Annotated in this window: 13 protein-coding genes; 7 read left to right on the forward strand and 6 right to left on the reverse strand. The window is 54.9% G+C overall.

Annotation, left to right across the window (positions count from 1 at the left end):
• Nucleotides 1–6: 6 nt before the first annotated feature.
• Nucleotides 7–975 (forward strand): ABC transporter ATP-binding protein, encoded by a 969-nt coding sequence (locus RHM59_RS13010; protein ID WP_322167565.1) that lies wholly within the window; start codon nt 7–9, stop codon nt 973–975.
• A complete protein-coding gene (locus RHM59_RS13015; protein ID WP_322167564.1) occupies nt 975–1,958 on the forward strand; it encodes a peptide ABC transporter ATP-binding protein in 984 nt (327 codons plus the stop codon). Before RHM59_RS13010 ends, RHM59_RS13015 begins: the two co-directional genes overlap by 1 nt.
• A gap of 254 nt (nt 1,959–2,212) precedes the next feature.
• Here the strand turns inward: RHM59_RS13015 and RHM59_RS13020 are convergent, their stop codons facing one another.
• Both RHM59_RS13020 and RHM59_RS13025 read right to left on the reverse strand, forming a co-directional pair.
• Entirely contained in the window at nt 2,213–4,585 is a 2,373-nt protein-coding gene (locus tag RHM59_RS13020; RefSeq protein WP_322224220.1) for a PepSY domain-containing protein, read from the reverse strand.
• Between the two features lie 116 nt (nt 4,586–4,701).
• Entirely contained in the window at nt 4,702–6,996 is a 2,295-nt protein-coding gene (locus tag RHM59_RS13025; RefSeq protein ID WP_322224222.1) for a TonB-dependent siderophore receptor, read from the reverse strand.
• Nucleotides 6,997–7,186: 190 nt separating this feature from the next.
• On the opposite strand from RHM59_RS13025, the gene RHM59_RS13030 reads away from it, so the two are divergent.
• The 5 genes from RHM59_RS13030 to RHM59_RS13050 all read left to right on the forward strand — a co-directional run bounded on the left by RHM59_RS13030 (nt 7,187) and on the right by RHM59_RS13050 (nt 12,278).
• Complete coding sequence (locus RHM59_RS13030; protein WP_322167561.1) at nt 7,187–7,867, forward strand: Fe2+-dependent dioxygenase; 681 nt, start codon at nt 7,187–7,189, stop codon at nt 7,865–7,867.
• Nucleotides 7,868–7,870: 3 nt separating this feature from the next.
• Entirely contained in the window at nt 7,871–8,647 is a 777-nt protein-coding gene (locus RHM59_RS13035) for a tetratricopeptide repeat protein (protein ID WP_322167560.1), read from the forward strand.
• 395 nt (nt 8,648–9,042) lie between these two features.
• Complete coding sequence (locus RHM59_RS13040) at nt 9,043–10,278, forward strand: alpha-xenorhabdolysin family binary toxin subunit A (protein ID WP_322167559.1); 1,236 nt, start codon at nt 9,043–9,045, stop codon at nt 10,276–10,278.
• A 10-nt stretch (nt 10,279–10,288) separates the two neighbouring features.
• Entirely contained in the window at nt 10,289–11,299 is a 1,011-nt protein-coding gene (locus tag RHM59_RS13045; protein WP_322224225.1) for an alpha-xenorhabdolysin family binary toxin subunit B, read from the forward strand.
• Between the two features lie 202 nt (nt 11,300–11,501).
• Nucleotides 11,502–12,278 carry a hypothetical protein gene (locus tag RHM59_RS13050; protein ID WP_322224228.1) on the forward strand — a complete coding sequence of 259 codons (777 nt, stop codon included), beginning with the start codon at nt 11,502–11,504 and terminating at the stop codon, nt 12,276–12,278.
• Between the two features lie 53 nt (nt 12,279–12,331).
• On the opposite strand, the gene RHM59_RS13055 is transcribed toward RHM59_RS13050, so the two are convergent.
• The 4 genes from RHM59_RS13055 to RHM59_RS13070 form a co-directional block, all read right to left on the reverse strand.
• Nucleotides 12,332–13,492, reverse strand: coding sequence for a type III PLP-dependent enzyme (locus tag RHM59_RS13055; RefSeq protein WP_322167556.1), 1,161 nt, complete (start codon nt 13,490–13,492; stop codon nt 12,332–12,334).
• Nucleotides 13,493–13,920: 428 nt separating this feature from the next.
• Entirely contained in the window at nt 13,921–15,081 is a 1,161-nt protein-coding gene (locus RHM59_RS13060) for an ABC transporter ATP-binding protein (RefSeq protein ID WP_322170713.1), read from the reverse strand.
• Between the two features lie 14 nt (nt 15,082–15,095).
• Nucleotides 15,096–15,749: an ABC transporter permease gene (locus tag RHM59_RS13065; protein WP_322167555.1), complete on the reverse strand. Its 654-nt coding sequence runs from the start codon at nt 15,747–15,749 to the stop codon at nt 15,096–15,098.
• Between the two features lie 13 nt (nt 15,750–15,762).
• The gene (locus tag RHM59_RS13070) at nt 15,763–16,656 is read right to left on the reverse strand and encodes a glycine betaine ABC transporter substrate-binding protein (RefSeq protein ID WP_322224230.1); all 894 of its coding nucleotides are present in this window, start codon (nt 16,654–16,656) and stop codon (nt 15,763–15,765) included.
• Between the last annotated feature and the right edge of the window lie 14 nt (nt 16,657–16,670).

The following is a 16,670-nucleotide window of genomic DNA, read 5'->3' on the forward strand; positions in this document are numbered from 1 at the left end:
ATTCGTATGTCACTTCTAGAAATCAAGAATCTCAACGTCCGCTTCGGCGACGCCAACGCTATTCCGGTAGTAGACGGGTTGAGCATCAGCGTAGAAAAAGGCGAAGTACTGGCCATCGTTGGCGAATCGGGTTCCGGCAAATCGGTGACCATGATGGCGCTGATGGGCTTGATCGACAAACCGGGCGTGGTCACTGCCGACTCGCTTAACTTCGACGGCAATGAACTGCTCACCCTCAGTAACCGCCAGCGCCGCCGCATCATTGGCAAAGACATGGCAATGGTGTTCCAGGACCCGATGACGGCGCTCAACCCGAGCTACACCGTGGGTTTCCAGATCGAAGAAGTCTTGCGTCAACACTTGAACATGAACGGCAAAGCCGCCCGCCAGCGTGCCTTGGAGCTGCTTGAAAAAGTAGAAATTCCCGGCGCCGCCGCCCGTTTGAATGCTTACCCGCACCAACTGTCGGGCGGCATGAGCCAGCGTGTTGCGATTGCCATGGCGATTGCCGGCGAACCGAAACTGCTGATCGCCGACGAACCGACCACCGCGTTGGACGTGACGATTCAAGCACAAATCATGGACCTGTTACTGAGCCTGCAAAAAGAGCGGGACATGGCGTTGGTGCTGATCACCCACGACCTCGCCGTGGTCGCTGAAACCGCCCAGCGCGTGTGCGTGATGTACGCCGGCCAAGCGGTAGAAATTGGCCAGGTGCCGGGTTTGTTCGACGTTCCAGGTCATCCGTACAGCGAAGCTTTGCTGGCCGCGATTCCTGAGCACAGCATGGGCGCCGATCGCTTGGCGACCCTGCCCGGCATGGTGCCGGGGCGTTATGACCGGCCACAAGGTTGCCTTCTGTCGCCGCGCTGCCCGTACGTGCAAGACAACTGCCGGACCCAGCGTCCTGGTCTGGACCTGAAAGACCATAGCTTCGCTCGCTGTTTCTACCCGCTGAACCAGGAGGTCGCGTAATGACCGTCGTTCTTACTGCCCGCGACCTGACCCGTCACTACGAAGTATCACGCGGCCTGTTCAAAGGGCACGCGCTGGTTCGTGCGCTCAACGGCGTGTCGTTTGAGCTGGAAGCCGGGAAAACCCTGGCTGTGGTTGGCGAATCCGGCTGTGGCAAGTCGACCCTGGCCCGCGCCTTGACGTTGATTGAAGAGCCCTCCTCCGGTTCGCTAAAAATTGCCGGCCAGGAAGTCACCGGCGCCAGCAAAGCAGAACTCAAGCAATTGCGACGTGACGTGCAGATGGTGTTCCAAAGCCCGTATGCATCGCTTAACCCCCGGCAGAAAGTCGGTGATCAACTGGGCGAACCCCTGCTGATCAACACCAACCTGTCGCGGGCAGAGCGTCGGGAGAAAGTGCAGGCGATGATGCAGCAGGTCGGTCTGCGGCCCGAGCATTACCACCGCTACCCGCACATGTTCTCCGGCGGTCAGCGCCAGCGTATTGCGCTGGCCCGGGCGATGATGCTGCAACCTAAAGTGCTGGTGGCGGACGAACCGACCTCGGCGCTGGACGTGTCGATTCAGGCCCAAGTGCTTAACCTGTTCATGGATTTGCAACAGGAGTTCAACACCGCTTACGTGTTCATCTCGCACAACCTGTCAGTGGTGCGTCACGTCGCCGATACCGTGCTGGTGATGTACCTGGGACGTCCGGCGGAAATGGGCCCTAAGGAAGAGATCTACAACCGGCCATTGCATCCGTACACGCGGGCCTTGCTGTCCGCGACCCCGACCATTCACCCGGACCCGCTGAAGCCGAAGATCAAAATCATCGGCGAACTGCCTAACCCGCTCAACCCGCCAACCGGCTGCGCCTTCCACAAGCGCTGCCCCTACGCGACCGAGCTGTGCGCCACCGACGAACCTGCCTTGCGTGTAGTCGACAACCGTCAGGTTGCCTGCCACTACGCCGAGCAGTTCGTCGAGGGTAACGCCGCGTAATATCTCTAAGAACCAACCTGCTGGCGAGGCGGTGTATCAGGCCCACCTCGCCAAGCCCTTCGGACTGGTCGCGGAAGAACGCTTCCCGAATGAATTCGGTCCCACAGAGCCCGTGCCCACACACCCAGTTTGGGCACGACTCGAATCTCTGTGGGACCGAATTTATTCGGGAAGCAGGCAGCGCGGTGTATCAGAAAGACCTCATTGCTGCCTTTCCTAATCTCGGCATGCCGCCGATCCAGCGAACAGCTCAGTCAATACACATCCCGCCGATAACGTCCGTGCTCGACCAATTGCTCGACCTCGTGAACGCCCAGTAACTCGACCAGCACTTCCTCGACGCCCATCGCCATGCCCTGCAAGCTGCCGCACATGTAGATCGCTGCGCCATCCGCCAGCCACTTGCGCAGTTCATCGCCAGCTTCACGCAACCGATCCTGCACGTAGATTTTCTCGGGCTGGTCGCGGGAGAACGCTAAATCCAGCCGCGCCAGATCGCCCGTCGCTAACCAACCTTGTAGCTCTTTGCGACAATAGAAATCGTGAGCTACATTGCGCTCGCCGAACACCAACCAGTTCCGCGTTTGCCCCTGAGCAATCCGTGCCTTGAGCAAGCTGCGCAAACCCGCCAACCCAGTTCCGTTGCCCAGTAATATCATCGGCATTGGCTCGCTTGGCAGATGAAAGCTGCTGTTACGCCGCAGACGCAGACTGACCGATGAGCCTAACAATGCACGTTCAGTCAGCATCCCCGAGCCCAGCCCGAGGCTGCCGTCCGGGTGTATTTCCTGGCGAACAATCAGCTGCAAGTTGCCGTCCGCAGGAATCGAAGCGATGGAGTATTCACGGGGTACCACGCTGTCACACGGCAATACCTCGACCAAATCCCCTGCCTCCCAGGCACAGAGGGCAGGCGGCATCAGGTCGATCAAGAATACCTTCGACCCCTCGCTGTTCGGGTTCAGTAGCTCACGCCGGCTTAAGGTCCAGTTTTCAAATTCAGGCGATTGCCACGCCGCCGCCGACTTGCGTCCAGTCAACGTCTCCAGGCGTTGTTGCCAGTGATGCAGGGATGCACTGTCTCCGCTATCAACTTCAATCGGCGCGAACAGCGAGCTGCCGCCGTGTACCGCCAACCAATCATGCAATCGTTTAGCGAACGCGCAGAAATGTTGGTACTGCCGGTCACCCAATGCCAACACCGCGTAATTAAGCTCCAGTAGCGGTAACGACCGACTGAGCAACGCCCGCTCAAACCCGCGCGCACCGTCAGGCGCCTCGCCGTCGCCAAAGGTACTGACCACAAACAGGGCGTTGCGGCTTTGGCGTAGATCCTGCTCGGTGATCTCGGCCAACGGTTGCACACGCACCGCTAACCCGGCGGCCTGCAACTGCCCAGCCGTTTTCCACGCCAACTGCTCGGCAAAACCACTTTGGCTGGCGAAACCGATCAACCAGGCGGGCGTGCGGCTGTCTGGATTCGCCGTCAGCGCGCCACGGGCGGTTGCGATCTGGCGTTTCTTGCGACGTCGATCAAGGTACAGCAACCATCCGGTGATAAAAAACAACGGCATCATCAGCGCCGCAAGTGACATGACAATCCGCCCGACAATCCCGAAATAGCTGCCCACGTGCAGCGCGTAATTACTGATCAATAACCTGGCCGCAAGGCTCTTGTCGGCATAACGCGACTGGGCGCTGACAATGCCCGTCGCTGGGTCGAGGGTGATCTGGTTAAGGGCACGCTGATGCTCGGCATTGCGCAACAGGTAGTAGACCGTCGCGGGCTGACCCGAAACCGGTTGCAGACGCAAGTTCCAGCTGCTCAACTCAGGACCCGCAACACGCTGAATGCTGTTCCACACGGCGTCGTAATTCACAGTGGGTAACGGACCTTCTGGCCCGGAGGGTCCGCGGCCACCACGACCGCCTTTGCGCACCTCGCCTGCAGGGCCGTCACCGAGCAATAGATTCACCCCATTGCTGTACCACTCGTAGGACCACATCAGGCCGGTCAACGCTGACACCAGGTAAAACACCAAGCACCAAGTACCAAAAATCGAGTGCAGGTCCCATTTGAATGCGCGGCCTTTTTTTGCCCAGTCCAACGTCAGCCATGTACGCCAGCTGAGTACTTGGCGCGGCCAGCGCATGTAGAGGCCGGACAAACAGAAGAACACCAAAATCAGGGTGCTGGCGCCGGTCAATTGCTTGCCGAATTCGTCCAGCACCAGCGTGCGGTGCAGTTGCAGCATCAGCGCAAAGAAATCCTCACCGAATAAATGAACGTCCAACACCATGCCGGTGTAGGGATCGAAATAATTCAGTTCGCCACGGCGTTGACCCGGCGGTGGCGTAAACAATACCCGCGCGGCTTTATCGTCGGACACGCTGACCCAGAGTGCGGATACAGCTTTTCCGGTGCTGGCTTCGAGTTTCTGTACCCACTGCGAGGGCGGCAATTGCCCTGAAATACGCTGTTCAATGCGCAATGCATCGGGATTGAACACGTCTATCAATTCATCTTGAAACGAGGTGATCGCTCCGGTGATCCCCATGATCGCCAGGACCAGACCCGCGCTGATGCCGAAGAACCAATGGACTTGAAACAGCGCTTTCTTCAACACCTTAATGACCTCAGTTGCATCTGCTGAGGCGCATTATGCCGCCTGAACAGAAAACATTCTCATCCGCATATAAAAACCCCGCGCACGTCAGTGAGCGGGGTTGGAGCAAGCGTGTATCAGAAGTGGACATTTACGCCCATGAGCGCTGTGCGACCGGCAGCCTGATTGGCGAAGTGCGCAGCGTAAGCTTTGTCGTAGTACGTTTTGTCGGTGAGGTTTTGCACGTTCAATTGCAGGTCGACATTTTTAGTCAGCTTGTAGCTGGCCATGGCGTCATAGCGGGTATACGAGGGAATATACACGGTGTTGGCCGGATCACCGTAAACGTCGTCGACATAAAATGCACCGCCACCAATCGTGAGTTTTGGTATCACTTCATAGGTGGTCCACAGGCTGAAACTGTTTTTCGGCGTGTTGGGCATTTCGTTGCCCGCCGAGGACAGCGCGTTCGCGGTGACAACGCCGTTGCGTCCGGTCAATCCAGGATCCACCAGCTCGCTTTTCAAGTAGCTGTAGCCGGCGAAGACTTGCCATTTTTCGGTGATCTTACCGGTGGCTGACAGCTCCAATCCATCGACACGGGACTCACCGGCATTTTCGTAGGTATTGCTCTGCACCAATACCCGAGTGTTCTCTTTCTCCGTGCGGAAGACTGCCGCGGTTAGCGAAAGGCGATCATGGAATAAATCCCACTTGGTGCCCAACTCATAGTTCTTGGTCGTTTCCGGCTGCAGATCACTTTGCAGGGTGCTGTTACCCGCCGTCAGGGGGTTGCCATCAGACCCTTCGTTCAGCGAAGAGCCCGGCGGTGTTGCCGAGGTGGCGTAGGACACATAAACGCTGCCGTTTTCTATCGGTTTCCAGACCAGACCCGCTTGCCAGTTCCAGAAGTTACTTTCGTTACTGGTACGGCCGGTGGTGGTGTTCTTTGCTGTTGTATCGAAGGTGTCATAACGCAGGCCGAAGTTTAGCAGCCACTTCGGGTCCAGCTCGAGGGTGTCAAACGCGTACAGCGCGCGGGTGTTGCCCACCGTGTTAGTTCCTGCGTAGTTGCGCGCGATAGAACCCGAGAAGTCATCGTTGTCATTAGGGTCGCTTAACGAAGTACAGGTACCGCTGGCAACGACGCCAGGACGGCATCCTCCGCCCGCCGGGTTACTGTTTGGCGTGACGGTGTAGCCCGTAACCGTACTTTCTTCCCGGGTTACTTCCAGCCCGGTTGAATATTTGTTCTTGAAGCCCAGCGCCCGGAACTCGCCAAACAGGTCAGTCTGGTTAGTACTGGTTTCGGTGCTGCTGACCCGGGTGTTAGCCCGGCGCCATACGGTGCCGTATTGGTTGACGTTGTGCTGGCTATCGTCCGGTTGGGTGAGGACATAATCCTGACGGGTGCTGCCATGACGCAGGGTGTTCTTCAGCGTCATCTCATCGTTGATATCGTGCTCGATAGAGAACGTACTGATGTCGGTCCGGGTCTTGCGGAAGTCACGGTCCTTCAGGCCATAGAAGTTGCTGCTGTTGCCGCCATCGGTTGGCTTGTCGTGTACGTGCGCGGCAGTTGCCGATGCTGAGCTGTACCCGTACGGAATGCCGGAGTCAGGCAGGTCGTTACTTTCAAGGTGGTAGTAATTGACGTTGACCCTGGTCGGCGTGCCCAAGCCAAAGGTCACCGAAGGCGCTACACCCCAGCGATCGTAGTTGACCGCATCGCGGCCCGCCACATTCTGTTCGTGGCTCATGAGGTTCAAGCGAAACGCTGCGGTGTCGAGAAACTTCCGGTTTACATCCAGCGTGTAGCGGCGGGTCTGATCCGAGCCGAAAGTGAAGCCCCCGTCCGTGAAGTCAGCGTCTTTCGGCGCTTTACTGACGATATTCAAGCTACCGCCGGCCGAACCGCGACCACCGAATGCAGAGTTGGGCCCTTTGCTGACTTCGATTGAGTCGACGTCAAAGATTTCCCGGGTTTGCGAACCCGTGTCACGCACGCCATCCAGGTAAGTGTCGCCCTGAGCGTCGAAGCCACGGATAAACGGCCGGTCACCTTGCGGGTTACCCCCCTCGCCTGCGCCAAAGGTAATCCCCGGCACGGTACGCAACGCATCCTGCAGCGATGTCGCGCCGGTATCCTTGAGTACTTGCTGCGCAACCACCGTCACTGAGCGCGGGGTATCAACCAGCGGCGCGGTGTATTTGGGCGAAGACGCCTTCTCTACCTGATAAGCCGTTTGGTCTTGGCCTTCACCGGTAATCTGGGTGGCGCCAAGGGAGACCGCAGTGTCAAGAGCCACATCGTTAGTGCCCTCGGCGGCATGTACTAGTTGCGCTGCGGAGAAGGCCGTCATGACCACGCCTAATGCAGAAGCAACTAGCCGAGGTGACTGAGCCGAAGGGTGTAGTGGGCTTCGCAACATGGGTGGATTCCTTCCCCAAAGAATTGAGGTTGCGGAATATAGGGGAAATAAGTCTCTCTAGCAATTGAGAATCATTATTATTTGAACTGATCGCTTATTTAATTTTAAAACCGCGATTTGATACATAAAAGCATTTACAACGCCAATGCAAATCATTAGCATCCGTCATTTATTCTCAAGAGCGCCTCCCATGCTTCTTCACATTCCGGGTATTTTTAACCGCGACGAGGTCGCTCGTATTCGCTTAGCACTGGAACAAGCGGACTGGGCAGACGGTAAAATTACAGCGGGTTTTCAGTCGGCAAAAGCCAAGCACAACTTGCAACTGCCCGAAGGCCATCCGCTGGCACAAGAGATTGGAGCCGCATTGCTGGAGCGCCTTTGGGCCAACCCGCTGTTCATGTCTGCCGCATTGCCGAACAAGGTTTTTCCACCGCTGCTTAACTGCTACACCGCCGGTGGCAGCTTCGATTTCCATATCGATAACGCCGTGCGCCAGGCCCAGGGCAGCCCGGAGCGAGTGCGCACTGACTTATCGTCCACCCTGTTTTTCAGCGATCCCGATGAGTACGACGGCGGCGAACTGGAAATTCAGGACACGTATGGCGCTCAGAAAATAAAGTTTCCCGCCGGTGACCTGGTGCTTTACCCAAGCACTAGCTTGCACAAGGTCAACGCCGTCACACGTGGTGCGCGATATGCCTCATTCTTCTGGACCCAGAGCCTGGTTCGGGAGGACAGCCAGCGTGCGCTGTTATTTGAGATGGACAGGTCACTCCAGCAACTGACGCAGGACGTCCCGGATCACCCCTCACTGATTCAACTGACCGGCACCTACCACAACTTATTACGCCGCTGGGTCGAGGTGTAAGCGGTGACCTATACCTTGCGACGCACAGAGACGGTAAACGGCGATCAGCTTCGCGCCATGTTGGCGCAAAACCCACCCCGAGCCGCTCAAGCAATACTCAGTGCGGCAAAGTCGCACGTGGTCGATGCGCAGGCGCTGCTAGGGCAAATCCTGCTGGACGGCACCGGCATTCAGAAAGACCCGGCGCTGGCCTTAGTGTGGTTTCAGATAGCCGCGAAGAACGGCCATGTCATGGCGCACAACATGCTCGGTCGCTGCAAGGAACATGGCTGGGGTTGCGATATCGACTGGGAACAGGCCGCCAGTCATTACCAGACGGCTGCCGAAGCGGGACTAGATTGGGGCTTGTATAACCTGGCTAATCTGCTGGCGACCGGGCGCGGTATTCCTGAGGACCAACATCGAGCGCTAGCGTGTTATCGCAAGGCCGCCCACATGGGCCATGCAAAGTCCATGAACCTGCTGGGCCGCTATCTGGAAGACGGCCGAAACTGTGACCTTGACCTGCCTGCGGCTCACGAGTGGTACAAGTTGTCTGCTGAAGCCGGGGACTTCCGCGGCCAGTTCAGCCACGCCGCCGTTTTGGCACAAGAAGGAAATATTACCCGCGCCGTGTACTGGCTGGAAATTGCCCTGAAAAAAGGCAATATAAATTTTTTACGCGTAAGCGGTAAATCACTGGGCGACGCGAAAGATAAGAGAATCCGAAAATTTTCGGAAAGATATAACGAACGTTTGGCGCAACTTGTTCGTCTTGAAAATAACCACCCGCTGTCATAACGAAAATACTCTTCCTACCCTACATTTCGTTTCCTCCTACCTGACCTCATCACTCCGCAGGGGCGCATTATGACGCCTAAACAAAAAATATTCTCATCCGTCGATTCACAAACACGGCACGACCTGACAGCCGTGAATAATTTACTAATGGCCTGCCATTAATTCATAAGTTGATACAACACTGCGGCGCAACGCCCTCTTCGGTATCTAGTACGTAATAGACGATTACCTACATATTTCCCAATTTCGTCCTACGACTCGTGACCTGTTTTCGCTTTTGACAGCCCTAACAGCAAGCCCCTAGTCTGCATGCAAGTGCCAAAAACACCCAACACATTGCACTTACACCAGTTGCATCAGGATCGATGCATACTCCTCACACAAAGGACTTAACCATGAATCAAGCAGCTTATGACGATGACGCTAAAGACTTTATAGACGATGCCATTAACGCGCCTAAGATTTTTATCAACGCCTCCGCTGGCCGCGCAGAAAACAGCACCCGAGGAAAGGGTGTTGCGCTGACTAAAGCTGAACTTGTTCAGCTTCGTCTCTATGAAATCGCAGGATTGCAGCTGCCCACTGACCTCAAGGGTGTAGAGAACTACCTCAATTTTGAAACCTATGCGGGCCCGGGATTACTCCTGGAAAACTTTCAACACACGTTTACCATTGTCCACAACCACGCGAAACGCTGGAACCCTATTTGTGTAAAGATCAAAGCAGTAGGCAGTGAACTTAAAGTGTTTGCTGGGCATATTGTGCTGTTCGGCAAAGCCATTGCAAACGCCATTGATGAAATCAAAGGTAATCAGCGCCTCTCTGACCTCGGCATTGATACCGTCGAAGACCTGATGCGAGTGCAAGCAGAACTGGGCCCTGACTTCCCGGACATTGGCTTCGACAGTGCGGACAAAGAAGCCGCAAACGATTTTGGCCACTTTGTTAAGCAGATGTTAAAAAAAGTCGAACAGAAACAAAAAGACGCCCAAGAAATCAACCAGCTGCTGTTCGATTTTGGTAATGATCTCTCTCTAACCGTTCGCCCGGAAATTCATCAACGACTGCAAGCCATCAGCAACACACCTCTTACGGCGGAAATCAAATCCCTGGCTGGGGTGATAGAACAACGAGCACTCGACATTGATGAGAAAACAAAAGAATACAAGAAAGCAGTCGAGGATTCATTGAAAGCAGCGTCTTCTTTGAATGTCTATGGTCTGGGCATGGCTATTTACATAGGCGTTGAAGCTGAAAAAATCCGAACAGAAAGAAATCGCCTTAAAGCCTTGCAGGAAATCGACATTGGAACTCTAGGAATAAAAGACAGGACACTGTACAACTTGAACAGAGTCAAGCTTGATATGCAAGACCTTGAGTTACTGGTAATCGATGCTGACACCGCCACTAAGAATTTGATCACCGTTTGGAACGCGATGTCGATCTATGCAAATAAATCGCTGGAAGAAGCTAACGAAATCGACGACGCAATGAAAGCCCGTTTATTTGCGGCGCACTTCGGCTTCGTCGTAGAACCCTGGGTATCAATTGGCAAAGACGCTGACGCATTACTGGATGTATTCCGGGAAGCGGATGATGAAATCAAATCTTTAGGCCTTAATAACAACTGAGAATAACGCAATGATCACTAAAACGAACGTCGTTACAATGAAACAAAACGCAGAATTTGACGATCCACAACTGGAGGTTATGAACGGCAGTACCGAACAGATGAGGGACGCGCGGGCAATCGCTGAAGTAGCGGCTTTAAACACAAATTACCTGCCTAGCCTGCTTGCCAAATCCCGAGGATGGTGCGAAGTGGTGATCGGCTCCCGTAGCACCCTCGAAAATAGCTGCCAAGCCATCGCCATAGAACTCGATCTTGCCGTATCAAGGGTGCGCAGCTACCAAGAAGAACTGGCGCAAATGGACGACGAGGAGGACCAAGAGGACGCCGTAAGCGGTGGAAACGCCCGCCTGGCGAGGGCCATTAAAGCAACCGGTGAAGAGGCCAGCAAACTGGAATCAGCCTTGAGCAACATGAGTGACCACTTTGACCCGGCCAAGACAAAGGCCTACTGGTTGGAGTTTGCAAGCGGGAACGAACAATTGATCGCTGACATTCAGCAACTCACTGAAGCACGTGACGTGTTTTCCGCACAGCGTAAAGTCATTACCAATGCCATGGCAACGCTTGAGGCCGTCGGCCTTATGAGCATCGGCGAAGATGCCATTTTGACGGCGGAAAAAATCGCCGGTATGGGCATGCAACCACCGAAAATGGCACTGGTACAAATGGCCCTCGACCAAATGAAAAAAACGTTAGCTGATGCACAGGCTGCGTTTAGCTACTTGTCGATGGTCGCCGAGCGTGATGGACTACGAAAAAAGATTGACGCTAAATCTGACGCTATTACCGTCCTCGAAAAAAGTAACCTTTTGGTCATAGAGCGCATGAAGTTTCTCACCGCGGTTCATACCATGGACGAACAACGTAAGCTCTACCGCGCCGAGTTCAAAAAAGTTGTTTCTTCGGTCAACCTGTTCTTGACGATTAACGCGGCGGCGACGATGGAGGACGCTGACGCTTCCCTTCAGTTTATTAATAACGCATCGCAGCTAGTGAGCTACCTTAGCGCGATTCGATAGTACAGCGCTTTCAGGGTTCATCATTCACAGCAGAGGGAGGATTGAGTGCAGCCTTCCTCCGCACCTTACTGCTATTCAAACGCGAACTTCAAACATGACACTAACCTCAAACCGCGACCCTTTGACTGTAACGTTGAAACGGTACAGGCTGTTTTTGCAGACACTGTCTCAGCAGACTGAATCTATCGTTACGAATCTAAACATGGCGTCTAACGCAAAGTACCGTCAACACCTACAACCCTCACTGAACTTTTTACTTCCCGTTGCTGAAAACAGATCAACATTCTGGCCCATTGATCTCGAAGAATTACCTAGCCGGCATGCCAAGCTAAACGGCTTAATGGCTGATGTAATTATAGTATCTGAACAGCTCAGCCATGCCAGCACGTTATTAAGCCGTGAACAGAAGAAAGTCCCACTCTCGGAACTTAATTTTTATGGACCGCCCTTCTCTCTGATGGCTCGCTTAACGACGCTCAGTCTCGCCGCCCCGGTGGCCTTTATCGAGCACATCAGGAAGCACATTAACGAGGCAACGAAAGCTTATTCTGACAGAGTTTTTTCGTCTTCGATCATCTTGGACAGCGTCCCCTTGATCTTGCCACCTGCGATCAGGTTTATGGAGCAGGTCGCTACGCTCTATGCTAAACAGCAAGGCGTTAATTCAGGTTACCTTTTACACCTGCTGTCCGACTCACACGCCGCTGCAACATCTGGCACGCCTGACGTGGAGGCGAAGTTGGCATCTGTACGGAAAGCGGTGGCAACCACAAACACGCTTTACATCGATACGATGCTGGCATCCGGCAACATGGTGGCCTATTACACTCGCGTCAGTCAGCTATTAAATGAATCAGCCCAACTGATGGTCAACGTTAACCCACGCAACACGATCCTTGAACTTGAGCGAGCGCTGGGCATGATGGTGCCGAGCTTGAAAGAAGTCGTTTATCAGCTTAGCGATTTTGAGCGTGTATGACAGGTATAAAAAAGCCCATGAAGCATCATGGGCTTTTGATGACTCGCTAGCCGTCAGACGTAAAACGATTTCAAGGGTGGAAAGCCATTGAATTCTACGGCGCTATAGCTTGTGGTATACGCGCCCGTGGACAACCAATACAAACGATCGCCAATCGCCAAGTTTAACGGCAGGCCATACTTGTAGTTCTCGTACATGATGTCGGCGCTGTCGCAGGTAGGACCAGCGATCACCACTTCTTCCATTTCGCCCTTCTTCTCGGTCCAGATCGGAAACTTGATCGCTTCGTCCATGGTTTCAATCAAGCCGGAGAATTTGCCCACATCCGTGTACACCCATCGCTCAACGGCAGTGCGCGATTTACGCGCGACCAACACCACTTCGCTGACCAGAATACCGGCGTTGGCAATCAACGAACGACCCGGTTCCAAGATGATTTCCGGCAGGTCGTCGCCGAAGTCTTCCTTGAGAAAGCGAATAATTTCTTCGGCGTAGGTTTCCAGGCTGTTGGTGCGGGTGATGTAGTTGGCCGGGAAGCCGCCACCCATATTGATCAGTTTGAGGATGATGCCGTCTTCTTCTTTCAGACGCTCAAAGATCACTTTGACCTTGGCAATGGCTGCGTCCCACACGCTGATGTCTCGCTGTTGCGAACCCACGTGGAACGAGATGCCGTAAGGTACCAAGCCCAACTCACGTGCGAGGATCAGCAGGTCCATGGCCATGTCGGTCTGGCAGCCGAACTTGCGCGACAACGGCCAATCAGCAGTGGTCGAACCTTCGGTAAGAATACGGACGTAAACTTTGGAGCCCGGCGCCGCCTTGGCGATGTTGCGCAGGTCGGCTTCAGAGTCGGTGGCAAACAACCGCACGCCCTTCTCGTAAAAGTACCGAATGTCCTTGGATTTCTTGATGGTGTTGCCGTAGCTCATGCGATCAGGCGTTACGCCCTCGCCCATGACTTTATCCAGCTCGTAGATCGAAGCGATATCGAAGCTGGAGCCCTTGTCCTTAAGCAGGTTGATGATTTCAACCGCTGGGTTGGCTTTGACGGCGTAATAGATCTTGGCGAAATCGAAGCCTGCGCGCAGGTCATCGTAGGCCTTGTCGATCATCGCAGTGTCAATGACCACGAATGGGGTTTCATGCTGATCGGCAAACGCCTTCATTTTGTTGAAGGTGGTGAGCTCAAAATAGTCTTCGACTTTGATCATGCTGGATCTCCTACGGGGCAAACTGGATTAATCAATGGGTGCGAATGAACGTCCTCCGTGTGTATCCCCACTTTGGTTCGCCTACTTCCCAAGGCCATCGCCGAAAGCAAAAAGGCCATGGGAAAAAAGCGCTTCCCTTGGCCTTGCTGTCTCGTCGTCAGTACTTGAGCCGGATGGATCGTTTCCAGCATGGACGTTCGGCGCGAACTTTAGGACTTGATAGCCTTGAGATCAACAAAAAATGTCGCGTTTTTGCACACGTCCGTCGCAAGGGGTCAGGCATTGACCTGTGTAACCGCCCCGTGTGACAGGTTGATGTTCCCTACCGAGACTCCATACAACACCTGTAGGGGCCAACTCGTTGGCGAGACATCATCCCTGACGCGCCGCTTATGGCCCTTCGCCAACAAGTTGGCTCCTACAGACAGCTAGGCTTCAGCGACCAACTCAGCCGGCGAAACGATGCTGGTTTTACCCCCACGGGATTTGCCGGAGCTCAGGTACTCGGCAATCGACTCCTGCGTGACTTCGCCCAGGAAAACGTTCTGCGCATCTAATACCGGTAACCAGGAACGATTAAATTCGTACATGCGCGACAGCAGAATCCGCAGATGCTCATCGAAAGCAGCCGTGGCATTGAACTCAAGCAAGAATTGCGCGCAGGTGCCGGTTTGACGATGCAAGTCGCGACGGCGAACGTAACCAAGGCCTTTGTTTTCGGCATCGGTGACTACCACGTAACGGCGGTCAAGCTCGTCCATCAGTTCCAACGCTTCGGCGACCGGAGTTTCAGGGCTGACCGACGGCGCGTTGTCCGCCGCGTCTTCGGCTTTTACCAACAACAGACGCTTGAGGGTGCTGTCCTGGCCAACGAAGCTTTTTACAAAGTCATCTGCCGGGTGTGCCAGTAAGGTGTCGGGGTGGTCGACCTGAATTAGTTTGCCGCCACGAAAAATCGCGATTTTGTCGCCGAGCTTTATTGCTTCGTCGATGTCGTGGCTAACCATGATCACGGTCTTGTTTAGCGCCCGCTGCATCTCGAAGAACTCATTTTGAATCGACTCACGGTTGATCGGGTCAACCGCGCCGAACGGCTCATCCATCAACAACAGTGGCGCGTCTGCGGCCAAGGCGCGGATCACGCCGATCCGTTGTTGCTGACCGCCGGACAATTCTCGCGGGTAGCGGCTCAGGTACTGCTTGGGCTCAAGCTTGACCATCGCCATTAATTCGATAGCGCGGTCGCGGCACTTCTGTTTGTCCCACCCCAACAAGCGCGGAACGATGGTGATGTTTTCTTCGATGGTCATGTTCGGAAACAGGCCGATCTGCTGAATGACGTAGCCGATATTACGGCGCAGGGTCACTTCGTCCAGACCGCTGGTGTCTTCGCCGTTGATCAGCACCGTGCCGGAGGTTGGCATGATCAAACGGTTAATCATTTTCAGCGTGGTGCTCTTGCCGCAACCCGACGGCCCGAGGAACACGCAAATTTCGCCCTCGTTGACGGTCAGGCTCACTGAATCCACGGCGGTGACGTCTTTGCCGTTGGTGTGAAAAGTCTTGGTCAGGTTCTGCAGCTCGATCATTTGCTTGGGACTGTTCATTTCAGTAATCCTTTTGGAGTCAGCGTGCGTTGCAGCCATTGCAGAAGCAGGTCGGCGAAGATGGCCAGAAGACTGACCAATACCGCGCCCACGATTAGCATCGACATATCGCTGCGGCTGATTGAAGCAAGAATAAGTACACCCAAACCGCCCGCGCCAATGGTGGCGGCGATGGTCATGACACCAATGTTCATCACCACGGCCGTGCGCACCCCAGCGAGGATCACTGGGACCGCAATCGGCAGCTCAACCATGCGCAAGCGCTGGCTGAAAGTCATGCCGATGCCTTTGGCGGCTTCGCGGATGCCCGGCTCGACGCCAGTTAGTGCCAAATAGGTGTTGCGCATGATCGGCAGCAGTGAGTACAGAAATACGGCGGTGATCGCCGGCATCGGGCCCAGCCCTTGGCCGAATTTTGAATAGAACGGCAATAACAGACCAAACAGTGCTATCGACGGCACCGTCAGCAGTACGGTAGCGCCGGCTTGCAGCGGTCCGGCCAGCGTCGGGAAGCGGGTCATCACGACGCCCAGCGGCACGCCGACAATAATCGCCAAGGTCACCGCCACGCCGACTAACGTGATGTGCTGCAAAGTCAGGTGCAGGATCAGCGACCAGTCCAGATGGGAGAAGGTGTTCAAGATGTTCATGTCTTCTCCTTGATCAGTTAAGTGGGTGTTCGCGCAGAAAATCTGCGGCAACGAGGGAGGGACTGTCGTGGTCCACATCCACCCGAGCGTTCAACGCACGCATGGTGTCGTCGTCTAACAGTTCCGCCAGCGGTTTGAGCTGCGCAGCCAGGTCCGGGTGAGCGTCGAGGTAATCCTTGCGGATCACCGGGGCCGCGGTGTAGTCCGGAAAATAGTGCTTGTCGTCGGCGAGCACCTTGAGGTGAAACGCGTTCAGACGACCGTCGGTGGTGTAGACCAATCCGGCGAACACCTGGCCATTACGCAGCGCGGTGTAGACCAGCCCGGCGTCCATCTGGCGGGTGTTCTCCCGGCTCAGGTTCATGCCGTAGTCCTTGACCATGCCGACCAAGCCGTCGGAGCGGTTAGCGAACTCGGTATCCAGCGCAACGATATGATCTTCCTTCGCCTCGTCTTTCAAGACCTTGGTCAGGTCGCTGATGCTGTTTATCTGGGGGTATTTGTCGGCAATCTTTTTCGGCAATGCCAGCGCGTAGGTATTGCTGAACTTGGACGGTGCCAGCCAAACCAGACCCTTCTTCAGGTCCAGCTCTTTCACCCGTGCATAGGATTGCTCGCTGTCGAGTTTTTCAGCGACGTGGTTGTAAGACACCAACGACACACCGGTGTATTCCCAGAGCATGTCCAATTGGCCACTTTCCTGGGCGCTACGTGCCAGGTTACTGCCCAGCCCGCCGGTAACCTGGACTTCATAACCCTTGGCCCTGAGGTACTGCGCGGTGATTTGCGCAAGGATCGTTTGCTCGGTAAATACCCGAGCTCCGATACGAATCACCGGTTTGTCAGCGGCGCTGGCCAAACCTGAGAGCAATAAAGCAAAGCCTATGAATAAGCATGATTTTTTCATTGGTTTTTCCTCTC

It is taken from the genome of Pseudomonas sp. MH10, from assembly GCF_034353045.1.
GTDB lineage: Bacteria > Pseudomonadota > Gammaproteobacteria > Pseudomonadales > Pseudomonadaceae > Aquipseudomonas.

Coding starts and splice junctions, on each gene's coding strand:
- RHM59_RS13010 (WP_322167565.1), top strand. CDS start 7: ATGTCACTTCTAGAAATCAAGAATCTCAACGTCCGCTTCGGCGACGCC.
- RHM59_RS13015 (WP_322167564.1), top strand. CDS start 975: ATGACCGTCGTTCTTACTGCCCGCGACCTGACCCGTCACTACGAAGTA.
- RHM59_RS13025 (WP_322224222.1), bottom strand. CDS start 6,996: ATGTTGCGAAGCCCACTACACCCTTCGGCTCAGTCACCTCGGCTAGTT.
- RHM59_RS13030 (WP_322167561.1), top strand. CDS start 7,187: ATGCTTCTTCACATTCCGGGTATTTTTAACCGCGACGAGGTCGCTCGT.
- RHM59_RS13040 (WP_322167559.1), top strand. CDS start 9,043: ATGAATCAAGCAGCTTATGACGATGACGCTAAAGACTTTATAGACGAT.
- RHM59_RS13045 (WP_322224225.1), top strand. CDS start 10,289: ATGATCACTAAAACGAACGTCGTTACAATGAAACAAAACGCAGAATTT.
- RHM59_RS13050 (WP_322224228.1), top strand. CDS start 11,502: ATGGCGTCTAACGCAAAGTACCGTCAACACCTACAACCCTCACTGAAC.
- RHM59_RS13055 (WP_322167556.1), bottom strand. CDS start 13,492: ATGATCAAAGTCGAAGACTATTTTGAGCTCACCACCTTCAACAAAATG.
- RHM59_RS13060 (WP_322170713.1), bottom strand. CDS start 15,081: ATGATCGAGCTGCAGAACCTGACCAAGACTTTTCACACCAACGGCAAA.
- RHM59_RS13065 (WP_322167555.1), bottom strand. CDS start 15,749: ATGAACATCTTGAACACCTTCTCCCATCTGGACTGGTCGCTGATCCTG.
- RHM59_RS13070 (WP_322224230.1), bottom strand. CDS start 16,656: ATGAAAAAATCATGCTTATTCATAGGCTTTGCTTTATTGCTCTCAGGT.